At 50.1% G+C, this 13573-nt stretch carries 16 protein-coding genes; 15 read left to right on the plus strand and 1 reads right to left on the minus strand.

Annotated features, from left to right (window positions below):
- Positions 1-182 precede the first annotated feature (182 nt).
- The 5 genes from NST99_RS07070 (at position 183) to NST99_RS07090 (ending at position 4556) form a co-directional block, all read left to right on the plus strand.
- Positions 183-461: a VRR-NUC domain-containing protein gene (locus tag NST99_RS07070; protein WP_341090645.1), complete on the plus strand. Its 279-nt coding sequence runs from the start codon at positions 183-185 to the stop codon at positions 459-461.
- A complete protein-coding gene (locus tag NST99_RS07075) occupies positions 458-1837 on the plus strand; it encodes a DEAD/DEAH box helicase (protein ID WP_341090648.1) in 1380 nt (459 codons plus the stop codon). The genes NST99_RS07070 and NST99_RS07075 overlap by 4 nt, the downstream gene beginning before the upstream one ends.
- Positions 1838-2770 carry a zinc-finger domain-containing protein gene (locus NST99_RS07080; protein WP_341090650.1) on the plus strand — a complete coding sequence of 311 codons (933 nt, stop codon included), beginning with the start codon at positions 1838-1840 and terminating at the stop codon, positions 2768-2770. It abuts the gene before it with no gap.
- Positions 2771-2792: 22 nt separating this feature from the next.
- Positions 2793-3395, plus strand: coding sequence for a DUF1492 domain-containing protein (locus tag NST99_RS07085; protein ID WP_341090652.1), 603 nt, complete (start codon positions 2793-2795; stop codon positions 3393-3395).
- A gap of 339 nt (positions 3396-3734) precedes the next feature.
- Positions 3735-4556 carry a toll/interleukin-1 receptor domain-containing protein gene (locus tag NST99_RS07090; protein ID WP_341090655.1) on the plus strand — a complete coding sequence of 274 codons (822 nt, stop codon included), beginning with the start codon at positions 3735-3737 and terminating at the stop codon, positions 4554-4556.
- A gap of 176 nt (positions 4557-4732) precedes the next feature.
- On the opposite strand, the gene NST99_RS07095 is transcribed toward NST99_RS07090, so the two are convergent.
- On the minus strand, positions 4733-4981 hold the full coding sequence (locus tag NST99_RS07095) for a helix-turn-helix domain-containing protein (RefSeq protein ID WP_341090658.1): 249 nt from the start codon (positions 4979-4981) through the stop codon (positions 4733-4735).
- A gap of 456 nt (positions 4982-5437) precedes the next feature.
- Here NST99_RS07095 and NST99_RS07100 point away from each other — a divergent pair, with 456 nt between their 5' ends.
- The 10 genes from NST99_RS07100 to NST99_RS07145 all read left to right on the plus strand — a co-directional run bounded on the left by NST99_RS07100 (position 5438) and on the right by NST99_RS07145 (position 13573).
- On the plus strand, positions 5438-5878 hold the full coding sequence (locus NST99_RS07100; RefSeq protein WP_341090661.1) for a terminase small subunit: 441 nt from the start codon (positions 5438-5440) through the stop codon (positions 5876-5878).
- Positions 5865-7142, plus strand: coding sequence for a PBSX family phage terminase large subunit (locus NST99_RS07105; protein WP_341090663.1), 1278 nt, complete (start codon positions 5865-5867; stop codon positions 7140-7142). Before NST99_RS07100 ends, NST99_RS07105 begins: the two co-directional genes overlap by 14 nt.
- Positions 7143-7162: 20 nt before the next feature.
- Positions 7163-8605: a phage portal protein gene (locus NST99_RS07110; protein ID WP_341090665.1), complete on the plus strand. Its 1443-nt coding sequence runs from the start codon at positions 7163-7165 to the stop codon at positions 8603-8605.
- Positions 8602-10407 (plus strand): minor capsid protein, encoded by a 1806-nt coding sequence (locus NST99_RS07115; protein ID WP_341090667.1) that lies wholly within the window; start codon positions 8602-8604, stop codon positions 10405-10407. The genes NST99_RS07110 and NST99_RS07115 overlap by 4 nt, the downstream gene beginning before the upstream one ends.
- Positions 10408-10581: 174 nt before the next feature.
- Positions 10582-10737 (plus strand): hypothetical protein, encoded by a 156-nt coding sequence (locus tag NST99_RS07120; protein ID WP_341090670.1) that lies wholly within the window; start codon positions 10582-10584, stop codon positions 10735-10737.
- Positions 10738-10879: 142 nt separating this feature from the next.
- Positions 10880-11506, plus strand: a complete 627-nt coding sequence (locus tag NST99_RS07125; RefSeq protein ID WP_341090671.1) for a phage scaffolding protein — start codon at positions 10880-10882, stop codon at positions 11504-11506.
- Between the two features lie 22 nt (positions 11507-11528).
- Positions 11529-11861 (plus strand): hypothetical protein, encoded by a 333-nt coding sequence (locus NST99_RS07130; protein WP_341090673.1) that lies wholly within the window; start codon positions 11529-11531, stop codon positions 11859-11861.
- Between the two features lie 21 nt (positions 11862-11882).
- Positions 11883-12902, plus strand: coding sequence for a major capsid protein (locus tag NST99_RS07135; protein ID WP_341090675.1), 1020 nt, complete (start codon positions 11883-11885; stop codon positions 12900-12902).
- Between the two features lie 37 nt (positions 12903-12939).
- Complete coding sequence (locus NST99_RS07140; protein ID WP_341090677.1) at positions 12940-13221, plus strand: DUF7210 family protein; 282 nt, start codon at positions 12940-12942, stop codon at positions 13219-13221.
- Entirely contained in the window at positions 13196-13573 is a 378-nt protein-coding gene (locus NST99_RS07145; RefSeq protein WP_341090679.1) for a phage head-tail connector protein, read from the plus strand. The genes NST99_RS07140 and NST99_RS07145 overlap by 26 nt, the downstream gene beginning before the upstream one ends.

Consider the following 13573-nt stretch of genomic DNA (forward strand, 5'->3'; position numbering starts at 1 on the left):
TAAAACCCTTGATGCACAAGGCTTTATTATACTTTATTGACACTATTGACACTTAAATCTAATTAAATAAGAAATTAAAGAATTATAGATATTAGGTATACACGTATAACGCCTGACGCACCTATATACACACATATAGGGATTTTTAGAAAGTGTCAGTCAATGTCGAGGAGGTTTGCAACATGAGAGAGCGCGATATTGAAGAATATTTACGCAAGCAAGTAAAGGATGCCGGTGGCATTGCCTACAAATGGACCAGCCCAGGTAATGCAGGTGTGCCAGATCGGATTGTGATTCTACCGTTTAACCGGGTGCACTTCGTTGAGCTTAAGGCACCCGACAAGAAGCCGACGCCGCTGCAGCTGGTGCAGCACCGTAAGCTGGATACCTTGGGTTGCCGGGTGTGGGTGATCGACAGCAAGGACGATGTGGACGCTTTTCTGCAGGAGGTAAGAGAATGAGCCCAGCAGCACAGCAGCGTAATGTATTCAACCCGCATAACTATCAGCGGTACTGCATCAACCGGCTGCTGGTGGACGAAGCGCTGGGACTCTTCCTGGATCTCGGTCTTGGGAAAACAGTAATCACGCTGACCGTGGTAAACGATTTGAAATATAACCGGTTCGCTATTCGCCGCACCTTGGTAGTTGCACCCAAAAAGGTTGCAGAAGCCACATGGAGTAACGAGGCGGCCAAGTGGGAGCACCTGAAGCATTTGCGGATCATCCCGGTTCTTGGCAGTGAGCAGAAGCGGATCCGGGCGCTGAACACGCCCGGCGATGTGTGGGTCATTAGCCGGGACAATGTGAAATGGCTGGCAGACTACTACCGGAACGCCTGGCCGTTTGACATGGTGGTGCTGGATGAGCTGAGTAGCTTCAAGAACCATCAGGCAAAGCGCTTCCTGAGTCTGACCTGGGTACGGCCGCACATCAAGCGCATTGTTGGATTGACAGGAACGCCGGCACCGAACGGACTGCTTGACCTGTGGGCTCAGGTGTTCCTGCTGGATCAGGGCAAACGGCTGGAGAAGAACATCACGGGATACCGGACGAAATACTTCGAGAAGAACTATAACGGGCACGGCTACACGGCCAAGCCAGGAGCAGATGAGGTGATCCACCGGCAGATCGCAGACTTATGTATCAGCATGAAGGCTGAGGATTATCTGGATCTCCCGGATTGCATCACGAACGTTATACCTGTTGTTCTGGATGATAAGGCGGCGGCACAGTACAAGCGAATGGAGAAGGACTTGCTTCTGGAAGTCGAGGATACCGAGATCACAGCGACCAGCGCAGCCGTACTGACGGGCAAGCTGCTGCAGATGTGTAACGGTGCGGTGTACGACGAGGACCGCCGCATCATGGAGCTGCACGACTGCAAGATCGAGGCGTTCATGGAGCTGATCGAGCAGCTGAACGGGAAACCAGCGTTAGTCTTTTACAGCTATCAGCATGACCTGGCGCGGATCCACAAGGCACTGGCCAAATCGGGCTTACGGATCCGGGAGCTGAAGACCCCACAGGATCAACTGGACTGGAACAATGGCCAGGTGGACCTGCTGCTGGCGCATCCAGCTTCCGCAGCCTATGGCCTTAACTTGCAGGACGGTGGCAATCATGTTGTGTGGTTCGGGCTGAACTGGAGCCTGGAGCTTTATCAGCAGGCAAATGGCCGTCTGCACCGGCAAGGGCAAAAGCAGAAGGTCATCCTTCACCACCTGGTGGTACAGGGTGGCGTGGATGAGGATGTGATGGCAGCGCTGGAAGCCAAGGCGACCACACAGGATAGGCTGCTAACTGCACTGAAAGCGAGAGTGGAGAGGGTGAGATAGATGACTTCTAACCGGGCAGAGACTGTCCGCAAGATCGATGATCTCCTTGATGGCCATTGTAAGAGCTGTGAGGTGAAAGCCGATTTTAACAAAGAATATGGCAGCAGATCAGCACATTTGGATAAGCATTGTAAAAGTAATTGCCCTGTCGGCAGTCAACTTGTTGAGCTTGGGCAAGAGCTTAGTGGCAAGGTTAGACCACGAAAACAGATCAAACTGGAGGTTGAGGAAGTTATGGCTAAACCTAAATTCACTCTATCGGCAGAGGAGTATTTTGCAGAGCGTCATGCTGGCAAGTCAATTGCCCGGATTGCTAAAGAGCAAGGTGTGTCTGAAGCGACAATTTATAATCACATGAACAAATGGGCTGAAGAGGGGAAAGGTGCTGAGCCTGACAAAACCCAACTGCTTCCCGAAAAGGAGACGCTGCCGCCTGATCCCCTACCCGAAATGTACAAGATGGCCAAGCAGGAGATTGAGCAGCTGACCCATGAGCTGGCCGAAGCCAAGCAGATGTTCGACGAAGCCTATCAGCGGAACATGGCTTCGAATGCCAAGATCGGGGAACACCTGCAGGCAATTCAGGAGCTGCGTGAAGAGGTTGAATACTGGAGAGGGCAAGCCGATAATGCCGGTGCCCTGGCCGGCAAAGCAGCTGAGGAGTCTATGACCAAGATCGGGCGGCTTCATACGGAGATCGACAGTTTGGTAACTGGGAATAACCAGCTTCAGGAGGAATTGCATCGCTTGATTACAGAGCGCGATGCTTGGACGGAGGAAGAGGAGATACTGCTGGCCGAGATTGCGGAGCTTCGTGAAGCAGCGGGTCGAGTGCCTGAACCAGCCAGTGAGGTGCACCTGCTTGATCGGAGTATTGCCGAGTTGACCCGGGCGCGTTGGATCCTGAACCGGCTTGCTGCATCCGGAGAATAACACAGAAATGGGGTCAGGCATCATGAAAGAACAGCAAGCCATTGAGCAATTGAGCAGTTACCGGCAGAAGCAGGCCCGCATTCAGGCCCTGGGCATGTACAGTGTTGGCGGCGGGATCCAGATCAGTCGTCTGATCGAGGAGGACCACCTGCAGCAGCTGCACCGGCGGCTGCGGGGGCTTCCCAGCTATATGTATCTGAGTAAGCGTGAACAGGAGCTTGAGGCTACAGCGCACGCCTATCTGACATTTTACCCGGCAGGCATTCGGACACAGCGAAACGCCATTCCCGACATTGGCGCGTATGAGGAGGATGACGAGCTGCTGCAGGAGCTTCGGGCCAAGATTGCCAAAGTGATCGATGCCCGCGCCGGCAGCAAGTACGATCTGGACGAGGTACTGGACCGGCTGAGCGAGCTGCAGGATCTGCAGGCAGAGATCAAGCGTATGGATGATCTGCTGTCACTGTTGGAAGGGTATAAGCCGGAGTATGCTAAATTGCTGCGACTGAAGTATATTCAAGACATGGACGTACCTGAAACCTGCAAGCGTTTGGCAGTCGTAGAGAAGACATATTATCGCTGGAGAAAACGGGCATTGGATGAGTTTTCAAAGTTGTCCAGTTAAATGTCCAGTGCAGTGACCTGTTTTTCTAAAAATTCCATGCTAAAATGATATTGTGAGATAATTATAAATACGGGTAAGAGTCGCTTTCGGGCGGCTCTTTTTTCGTTCAAATACGAGTTTGAGAGGATGATCTGATATGTCGAATCCGCAAATCGAAAATAATTTCTGTTATCGTGCGCCGAAGCCCGGATGGCTTGAGGTTTAAAGCACATTCGTAATAAATTATAAATCCATCATGTTGTTTTCGATGGAATAACTCATGGACTATTTTGGACAATTATGGGAAAATAGTATTATGTAAAAAACATCGAAAACACAAAATTTGGGGGATTTATTAATATGAGGATATTTTTAAGCTGGTCAGGAAATGAAAGCAGACAACTAGCGGCCATTTTCAAAGAGTGGCTACCGAATGTACTACAGTATGCTGAACCATATATGTCTTCCAAAGACATCTCTTTGGGAGAAATGTGGAATAATAATATCAGAAATAATCTAGAAGAATCCGTGTTCGGCTTGATTTTCGTAACTCCAGCAAACATAAATGCCCCTTGGATAAATTACGAAGCTGGTGCCCTCTCAAAAACACTTGATTCAAAGGTTGTACCAATTTTATATCATACGGATGTAATGATACTGAATGAGGGACCACTCAAACAATTCCAATCAGCTAGAAGCTTAGAAAAAGAAGATATTTTTAATTTATTAAAAAGCATTAATAACTCAAAAAGTGAAGGGAAGCTAGATGTAAGCAGATTAGAAAAAGCTTTTGATGTATGGTGGCCTGATTTAGACGGACAAATTAGTAATATTACTGAAATTGCGAGAGAATCCTCAGAAGAATCTGAGCCAACAGAAAAAGAATTATTAAATGTCATTGTTTCAAAGATACTCGAACAAGAAAAGTGGATAAAAAAAGAAGCGAATAACAACCAAATCAATAACAATTTGTCTACCCCTACAGCTATAATAAATGACTTACTAAGTATTCATACTGTGCTAGGAGATTGCTACAAGAATTTAGATGGTGGTCCTTTTTCTGAAAGCTTTATGGATAGTGTAACATCCTCAATTAATTCGCTAGAAGATATAATCACCTATCTAGACAAAAGCGGCTCCAAGAAGACAAATAAAAGGCTACTTTCGTCACTAAATTCATAGCATCCTTCGGGGTGCTTTTTATTTTGCAGCGAAACAACACAACGTAGGAGGTGGTGAAAATGTAACATGGCTGAGACATCAAAATTAGCCGAGCAGGATTATATGACCGGCATGAAATATAAAGCAATCGCTGAAATATACAGTGTGCGGTAGTGAGAATTAAAAAAAAGCCCGGCTTATTCACCGGGCACATCCTTCTTCGTATGGTAAGCCTTGGCTGCTTCCTTCCGCTCCAGCAGATCGGAGCGGAAGAAGAGGCGTTCATTTTTAGTCTCTTTAACCGGTTTGAGCTTTCCATTTTTCACGAATCCATGAATGTTCTGCCGTGAAGATTCCAGTATTTCCATTGCTTCCGAGACGCCGCAGACTTCACGGGAGATCCATTCGGCCAATTCTTCTTTGCTGCTGAAAGTGTACATCACCATTTCACCAGCAATAGAACAGTGTTGGCTATACTAATTACCAAGGCGGCATACGTGGCATATGTGGTTATTTTTGCTTTCGTTGTCATTGTTCATCGCTCCCTGTAAGTTATTATTTTAGCATTTGTGATATACTGAAGGAAAGACGGCCCTTGTTTTTCATCCCCTACGCCTTAGCCCCTTGCGGGGCCAAGGTTTCGGGTTTTCCTACTTGGTCAGCAGGATGATGAGGGTGAGGATGGAGTTTATCAAGGTGACGACTGCAATCGCCAGCTTGAGGTTCAACTCTCTATCCTCTTTTCGTCTTTCTCTTCGTTTCTTCATCATTATCACCTCCTCTATGTATATAATTATACCATGATACTTTACATCTGTAAAGTATCTAAATGAAATAAGTCCAATCTTTTTAGGTTGGGCTTTTTTGCTGTACTCCAGAAGAAAGCAGGTGGGTGAGATGCCATGAAACTAACCGAGAAACAAAAGCGCTTTGCTGATTACTTTATCGAGACCGGCAATGCCGCTGAGGCGGCGGCCAGAGCTGGCTATAGCAAGAAGACGGCCAAAGATATCGGACATGAGAACCTGAATAAGCCGCATATCCGTGAATACATCGACGTGCGGATCGCTGAGAAGGATAGCAAGCGGATCGCCCAGCAGGATGAAGTCCTAGAGTTTCTGACCAACGTCTTGAGAGGTGAAGAGCAGGAGCAGTTCCCGCTTGGCCTAGGCATGGGAGAGCAGAAGCTGGTCAAGAAGGAGCTAGACGGCTCGGATCGTATCAAGGCTGCAGAGCTATTAGGCAAGCGATACGGCATGTGGGTGGACCGGCAGCAGATTGATGGCACCATGGGTGTTCAGATCATCGACGATATTGGGGATGGCACCGATGAATCAGGTTAAGCTGTCGGAGATCGTCACGCCGCAGTTCAAATCATTCTGGCAGGCGTCCAATTCGCACCGCTACCTGCGCCATGTTCTGAAAGGAGGGCGCGGATCGGCCAAGTCAACCCACATCGGATTGAAGGTCGTCAAGGATGTGATGAAGTACCCAGTGACAGCGCTGGTCATCCGGAAAGTCGCACGAACACTGGAAGAATCGGTATTTGAGCAACTGAAGGAAGCTATCGAGATCCTGGGTGTGTCGGCGTATTGGCGTGTGCTGAAATCGCCGCTCCAACTGATCTATTTGCCCCGTGGCAATAAGATCATCTTCCGAGGAGCTGACGACCCGCTAAAGCTCAAATCCATCAAGGTCAGCAAGTTTCCGATTGCGATCATGTGGATTGAGGAATTGGCCGAATTTAAAACGGAAGAAGAGGTTACGACCATCGAAAACTCTGTGCTACGTGCGGAGCTTCCGGATGGTCTTTTTTATGCGTTCTACTACAGCTACAACCCGCCGAAGCGCAAGCAGAACTGGACCAACAAGAAGTATGAATCCCAGTTTAAACAGGCTAACACCTATGTGCATCACTCCACTTACCTGGATAACCCTCATTTGTCCAAGGCTTTTCTGGAAGAGGCAGAGGAGGCCAAGACCAAGGGGAAGATCGACAAGGACGGCCTATCCCTCCGCTACAAGTGGGAATACCTTGGCGAGGCCATCGGCAGCGGGGTTGTGCCGTTTGATAACTTAGTCTTCCGTGAAATTACGGACGATGAGATCAAGAGCTTCGACAACATCCGGCAGGGTACGGACTGGGGCTATGGTGTGGACCCGGTATCCTTTGGCCGCTGGCATTACGACAAGACACGCCGCCGGCTCTACGCTCTGGATGAGCGGTACGGGGTTAAGATTAGCAACCGGGAGCTGGCCGAGTGGATCAAGGCGCGGAAGTATCATGACGTTATGACGACAGCCGATAACGCTGAGCCGAAGTCCATCGATGAGATGAAGACTTATGGTATTCGCATTCGAGGAGCCAAGAAGGGCCCCGGCAGTGTGGAATATGGTGAGAAGTGGCTGGACGATCTAGAAGAAATCGTGATTGATCCGAAGCGGACGCCGCATACAGCCAAGGAGTTCGAAGATATTGATTATCAAACCGATGCTGACGGTAATCCAAGGGCGAAGCTGGAGGAGAAGGACAATCACAGTATTGACCAATGCCGCTATGCCTTGGAGGGTGATATGGACCGCTCCGGTGTATCGTTCAAGAAATAAAACAGGGAAGGAGGTAAACCATGGAAACATTACAGGAGATTCTGGCCAACCTGGACGCCAATGCACCGATGACGCTGGAGGAGATCATCCAGGCAGAGGTGGGCGACTGGGAGCGGTCCGATGAACGGAAGCAGATGCTGGTCGGCAAAAAGTATTATCGGATCAAGAATGACATTTTGGAGCAGCGCCGGAAAACAATCGATGCCGAGGGCAGGCTGGTGGCAGCTGACAACCTTGCGGATAACCGGATTCCTCATGGTTTTGTCCGGAAGCTGGTGGACCAGAAGGCAGGCTACTTGCTGTCCAAGCCGTTTCTGCCAAAGACAAAGGACCCAGCGTATCAAGCCGAGCTGGATCTAATCTTCAACGATGATTTCAAGCTACTGTTTAAAAATGTGGGCAAGGATGCCGTAAACTGCGGAAAGGCCTGGCTGCATCCGTACTACACCGACACCGGCGAGCTGACGTTTATGCGGATGAAGCCGGAAGAGTGTCTGCCGATCTGGAAGGATGCTGCCCATACCGAGTTGGCTGCTTTTATCCGTCCATATGAGATTGAGGGGTATGTGGCCAAGCAGAAGCAAACCGTCAAACGGATCGAATGGTGGGATCTTGACGGTGTCCGAATTTACGAAGAGGAAGCAGGGAAGCTGAGGCTGCTGGAGAAGCGGAATCATCTTACTGTGATTGAGGGTACCGCTGAACGGCCTCTAAATTGGGAGCGGATACCGTTTGTTTGCTTCAAGTACAATTCTGAGGAGCAGCCGCTGATCGAGCTGATCAAGAAGCAGGTCGATGACTACGACAAGCAGAAATCGGCCAACAGCAACAACCTGGAGGATCTGCCAAACAGCATCTACGTAGTCAAGAACTACAGTGGCCAGGGCGGCGGTGAGTTTCGCGAGAATATATCCCGCTTCCGTGTGGCTTTCGTGGATGGTGATGGGGGCGTGGATACAATTAGCCTGGACTTGGACACTGAGGCGTATCGCAATCACATGGAGATGACCCGCAAGGACATTTTCGAGTTTGGGCGCGGGGTCGACACCCAGTCCGATAAGTTTGCCAGTGCTCCCTCCGGCGTGGCGCTCCGCTCCCTGTATCAGGACTTGGATCTGGATTGTAACGATATGGAGAACGAGTTCCAGGCCGGACTCAAGCAGCTGCTTTGGTTTATTAACATGCACCTGGAGGCCAGCACCGGGAATGACTACTCTGAGGAAATCGTTTCGTTCATCTTCAACCGGGACATGCCGATCAACGAGTCGGAGGCGATTACGGACGCCAGCAATAGCATGGGCGTTATCTCCAAGGAAACGATCATTGCCAACCATCCATGGGTGACGAACACCAAGGAAGAACTGAAAAGGATTGAAGCTGAGGAGCAGGCGGAACTGGAAAAGATGGAGGATTACGGACTACCTAAACAGTCTAAGCCGCCGGAAGAAGCTGATGCCGAATGAAGTCGGACGCTTACTGGTCTGGACGGATGGAACAGCTGAATGAGTCACTACTGAATAAAGGTGTTCCATTTACGAAGGCGATGCAAAAGGAATACCGGAAGGCCCAGATATCGATCCAGACGGACGTCAATAACTTTTACCAGCGATTTGCGGACAATAACGGCATTGTCAGCTTGTCTGCTGCTAAGCAGGTGCTCAAAGCCGGCGAGCTCAAGGAATTCCGCTGGACCGTAGAGGATTACATTGCCCGTGGCAAAGAGAACGCCATTGATCAGCGATGGATGAAGGAAATGGAGAATGCCAGCATCAGGGTGCGGGTGACCAGGCTGGAATCGATTCAGCTGCAGATGAAGCAACATATCGAAGAACTGTCTGCAAAGCGACTGGCGGGCACCACGGAGCTACTGGGAAGCGTCTATAAGGATGGTTACTACCGCAGCATATTTGAGCTGGAAAAGGGCATCGGCATCGGCGCTTCTTTCGCGAAGATAGACAAGCGACAGCTTGAAGCCATTCTATCCGCGCCCTGGGCTCCAGATGGCAGCAACTTCAGCAGCCGGATATGGGCTGACAGGGTCCGGCTGAACGGAGAGCTGCGGAACATCTTCACGCAGGGGCTGATCAGCGGGAAAACCCCCAAGCAGATGATCCAACAGCTGCAGGATCGGCTGGGTGTGTCCCGGATGGCCGCCGAGCGGTTGATCCTTACAGAGTCCGCTTACTTCGCTGGACAATCCCGCCTGGCCGGGTACAAGGAACTGGGCGTGGAAGAGTACCGCTATACTGCTACCCTGGACAAGCGGACATCCACCACCTGCCGGGATCTGGACAGTAAGGTATTTGACGTCTCTGATGCTCAACCAGGTGTTAACTTCCCACCTATGCATGTATACTGTCGGTCCACGACTATCCCGCACTATGATGACAACATCAAGGAGCGGGTCGCCCGTGACGATGACGGCAAGACATACAAGGTGCCGGAGGATATTACCTATCCTGAGTGGGAGAAGAAATATGCTCCTGAAGCGGCTGAACCGGTCACAGTAGAGTCTCCAGCCAAGCAGTCACCAGAAACACCGCTGCCTACCATTGATATTCCTGGAGCGCCGACAAAGGATGTGCCGATACCGCAGCAACAATCCATGTCCTTGCCTACAATGGATGATTTTGAAACCGGAGTTGAGGAGCCGCGGCGGGGTGTAGTAAACCGGAAGTATAATCCGCGTGCCAGCTATTTCACAGCCCTTCCTGATTTGACAGATGATGTTCTGGAGAAAGTAGCAGATGTGAATCGCGAGGTTGCCCGAAGCGGATACAAGCAAGCTAAAGAAATCGTTGTGATGTTAGATAAGACAACCGGCGAAGAAATTGCCCGCCTATCCGGTTCTGTTAATAAGGTAGAATTCACTCCTGAAGTAGATCGAAAACTCCGGGCAGCTCCACCGCGATCTGTTATCTTGACCCATAACCATCCACGCGGCACACGGGTGAATGTAATGGACTCCACGAATTTGGCGGATTACCTCTCGGTTCAAGCAGTGATTGCCGCCGGGCATAACGGAGGAATAAGCTTTGTTAGCGCAACGGAATCCAGTGCTGACGGCGTGGCGCTTCGTAGCGTACTTCGATCAATATTTTTAGAGGTTGATACCTTGTTACAAAAGGATAAGAAGTATGTTACAATGTCAAAAACAGCACAAGCTGAGTACTTTGATTACCAGGTGCTGCAAAAACTCGCAAAGAAAATGGGGTGGGTATATGAAGAAGACTTCACGGCAACAAAAACCGATCCGCGAATATGATGACGTACCATTGAGTCCGGATTTTAGTAAGACCGGTGATGAATTTGTTGAGCACTTGATGAAGCAGCTTCCACCGCTGCCCGATCATCTGAAGGATAAGAACAAAGATCAATCATAGAAGGCACTCTCGCAATCAGGGGAGTGCTTTTTTTTGCAACCTGAAAGGGTGATCAGATGGATAAGGAAAAGATCCGTGCGCTTTTTGAGATGCTACTTGAAGATTATAAACAGTCTGAAGAAATAGCTATTGATGAACGCGGTGGAGATCCTAACGAACTGGCGCGTAGCATTGAAGAGTACCGGAAAGAATTGAATGAACTCTTAAGATAGAAGCACTCTCCATTACGCGAGGGTGCTTTTTATATTGGGCCGGGGGTGAGACTACCGTGGCCTATTTGCTCGTTGGCCGGAGCATCACGGCCCAATCCTTAGCTGGAGAGCAGCTATAAAAATCAATGGAGGCTGATTATAGATGGACTGGTTAAAAGAGCTGTTGAAGAAATTGGGCATCGAGGACACTGAGGTCGACAAGATCGATGCGGAGGTTCGAAAGACATTGCCGCTACACTTTGTGCCAAAGAGCCAGTATAACGATGTATCGGAGGCCAAGAAACAGGCTGAGAAGGACCGTGACAAGGTTTCCGGGCAACTGGAAGATTTGAAGAAGTCTGCAGGTGACAACGAAACGCTAAAAGCGGAAATCACGAGGTTGCAGGATGAGAACAAGACTGCCAAGACGGATTATGAAACGAAGGTGAAGGATCTGCAGCTGAGCACAGCCTTGAAACTGGCACTGGCTGGTGAAGCTCATGATCCGGATATTGTTGCGGGACTCTTGGATAAAACAAGGATTGAACTGGATGACAGCGGCACCGTAAAGGGCGGGCTGGAAGACCAGGTGAAGGCCCTGCGAGAGAGCAAGGGCTTTTTGTTTGCGGAAAAACAGGAGAACAAGGGGCCGACCTTCAAGGGCTTCAAGTCGCCTGATGGCAAGGATCAGTCTAAAGGTGGCGGTGAGTCCAGTGTAGCCGCTGACTTTGCCAAGGCTGCCAACGAGGCCGGAAAAGCACCGGAAGCTGCAAATAACCCATGGGGTTAAATCAGAGAGGAGACTAACGAATATGCCATATATCAAGGATTACGGAAAGGCTGAAGATATCAACTTTTTGGCCAGTGCGAAATATGTCAGCTACACCTACCAGATCAGTGATGCGGGGGTAACTGCTAACGCGAAAGGGCGCAAGATCGTTAAAGCCGGCGCACCATACCCGGCCAATGATGACACAGCTATCGGAATCGTATTTACCGATACAGATGTCACAGAGGGGCCGCAGCCAGGGGCTGTATTGGTGGATGCCTGGATTCTGGAGGCTCGCTTGCCGGTCGCACTTGCAGCTGCTGCTAAGACCTCGCTTGCAGCTAAGTCAGATATCAAATTCAAACAAAGCGTGTAATCGCGGAAGGAGAATAATAATATGCCAAATGTATTAGAGCTGTTTAGCCAACCCGAGATTCTGAACTATCTCGGAAACCGTCAGTACCCTGCTTTGCTGGGCGAAACCTTGTTCCCGGAGGTCAAACGGGAGTCCCTGGAATTTGACCAGATTAAAGGTGCAAGACGCATCCCTGTTGTTGCGTCCGTTCATTCATTCGATTCCGAGGCTGAGATTGGAAGCCGAGAATCTTCCAAGCAGGCGCTGGAGCTTGCCCTGATTAAGCGCAAAATCCAGATGAAGGAAAAGGATATCATTGCGCTGGAGAACCCGCGTACGCCTGCCGAGCAGCAGTACCTGATGCGTCAGGTATACAACGATGTGGATGTCCTGACCGCAGGGGTACGTGCGCGGGTTGAGGTTATGCGTATGGAGGCAGCGGCCAATGGTACAGTGACTCTGAATGAAAATGGCCTGAATGTTACGCTGGATTATAAGGTGCCGGCCAATCATAAGCAAATCCTATCTGGTACGGACCTGTGGAGTGACCCTGCCAGCGATCCGATCACACAGATGCAGGACTGGTATACTACGCTGGGCACTAAGCCACGCCGTGTGCTGACCTCTGCCGCTGCATTGTCGGCCCTGCTTCGCCATCCGAAAGTCATTGGCGCTTTATTTGGTAGCAATGCGGCGAGAGTGGCAACACGACTTGACCTGAACGCCTTCTTGACACAGCTGGAGCTGCCGACGATTGCAATTTATGAGGAAGTCTACCGGAAACAGAAGGCGGATGGTTCGTATGAGCAGCTGCGCTACTTCCCGCAGAACAAGTTCGTCATGCTCCCTGATGGCCCGCTAGGTGAGACGATCTACGGTCCTACTGCTGAAGAAATCCGCCTGGCCCGTGATCCACAGATCGACATCTCGAAGGTCGGCAACGTGTTGGCCATGGTCTACGAAGACGGAATGGATCCGGTGAGCACTTGGACTAAAGCTGTAGCGACAGCGCTGCCTTCGTTCCCAGCTGCCGATGAAGTGTTCCAAGCTACAGTACTTTAATCAATGGGCGGTTCGCCGCCCTTAAGGAGGAAGCTGCGTGAAAGTTGAAGTCATTGATATTCCGATCCGGCATAATGGTCAGCTGTTCCAGAAAGGCGAGTCCTTCAGTGTAACTGAGAAGGAGTTTGCCCGCCTTGAGAAGCATGTAACGGTTTTGGAAGCTGACGAAATTGTGCCGGTGCCTGTTCCAGAGATGAAATTGCCTGAGCTCAAAGATTATGCGAAAAAGCACGGCATCGACCTGGGCGAAGCGACCAAGAGGGAGGATGTACTTGCTGTGATCCTGAAGGCGGGTGAAGCTGGTGGAGGAGCATCTTAAATATTTAGATAGGCTGAAGCAGCTGCTAGGCATTCCTATTGAGTTGACAACAAAGGATTTCCAGCTGACGTTTGCCCTGGAATCAATTGTCCAGGGAATAAAGACGTTCTGCAACATCACCAAAATCCCCAAGGAGTTGGATACTGTGGTGTTGCAAATTGCAGAGGATTATTATCGTGCCAAGTACCCCACTGAGTTTGAACAGACTGCCCCTGCGGTCACCAGCATTAAGCGCGGGGACGTAACGACGACATTCGGATCAGCTAAGGCTACAGTAACGGTCGGCAGCGGGGCGGCATTTGTGCGGAACTATGAAGCGCAGCTGGTCGCGTTCCGCAGGATGAGGTGGTAA

The sequence above is a fragment of the Paenibacillus sp. FSL L8-0470 genome (assembly GCF_038008625.1).
GTDB lineage: Bacteria > Bacillota > Bacilli > Paenibacillales > Paenibacillaceae > Paenibacillus_AQ.

Bases quoted from the DNA above. Each gene is read 5' to 3' on its own strand.
- NST99_RS07125 (WP_341090671.1), top strand. From the start codon at position 10,880: ATGGACTGGTTAAAAGAGCTGTTGAAGAAATTGGGCATCGAGGACACT.
- NST99_RS07115 (WP_341090667.1), top strand. From the start codon at position 8,602: ATGAAGTCGGACGCTTACTGGTCTGGACGGATGGAACAGCTGAATGAG.
- NST99_RS07120 (WP_341090670.1), top strand. From the start codon at position 10,582: ATGGATAAGGAAAAGATCCGTGCGCTTTTTGAGATGCTACTTGAAGAT.
- NST99_RS07075 (WP_341090648.1), top strand. From the start codon at position 458: ATGAGCCCAGCAGCACAGCAGCGTAATGTATTCAACCCGCATAACTAT.
- NST99_RS07090 (WP_341090655.1), top strand. From the start codon at position 3,735: ATGAGGATATTTTTAAGCTGGTCAGGAAATGAAAGCAGACAACTAGCG.
- NST99_RS07110 (WP_341090665.1), top strand. From the start codon at position 7,163: ATGGAAACATTACAGGAGATTCTGGCCAACCTGGACGCCAATGCACCG.
- NST99_RS07135 (WP_341090675.1), top strand. From the start codon at position 11,883: ATGCCAAATGTATTAGAGCTGTTTAGCCAACCCGAGATTCTGAACTAT.
- NST99_RS07105 (WP_341090663.1), top strand. From the start codon at position 5,865: ATGAATCAGGTTAAGCTGTCGGAGATCGTCACGCCGCAGTTCAAATCA.
- NST99_RS07095 (WP_341090658.1), bottom strand. From the start codon at position 4,981: ATGGTGATGTACACTTTCAGCAGCAAAGAAGAATTGGCCGAATGGATC.
- NST99_RS07100 (WP_341090661.1), top strand. From the start codon at position 5,438: ATGAAACTAACCGAGAAACAAAAGCGCTTTGCTGATTACTTTATCGAG.
- NST99_RS07130 (WP_341090673.1), top strand. From the start codon at position 11,529: ATGCCATATATCAAGGATTACGGAAAGGCTGAAGATATCAACTTTTTG.
- NST99_RS07085 (WP_341090652.1), top strand. From the start codon at position 2,793: ATGAAAGAACAGCAAGCCATTGAGCAATTGAGCAGTTACCGGCAGAAG.
- NST99_RS07070 (WP_341090645.1), top strand. From the start codon at position 183: ATGAGAGAGCGCGATATTGAAGAATATTTACGCAAGCAAGTAAAGGAT.
- NST99_RS07080 (WP_341090650.1), top strand. From the start codon at position 1,838: ATGACTTCTAACCGGGCAGAGACTGTCCGCAAGATCGATGATCTCCTT.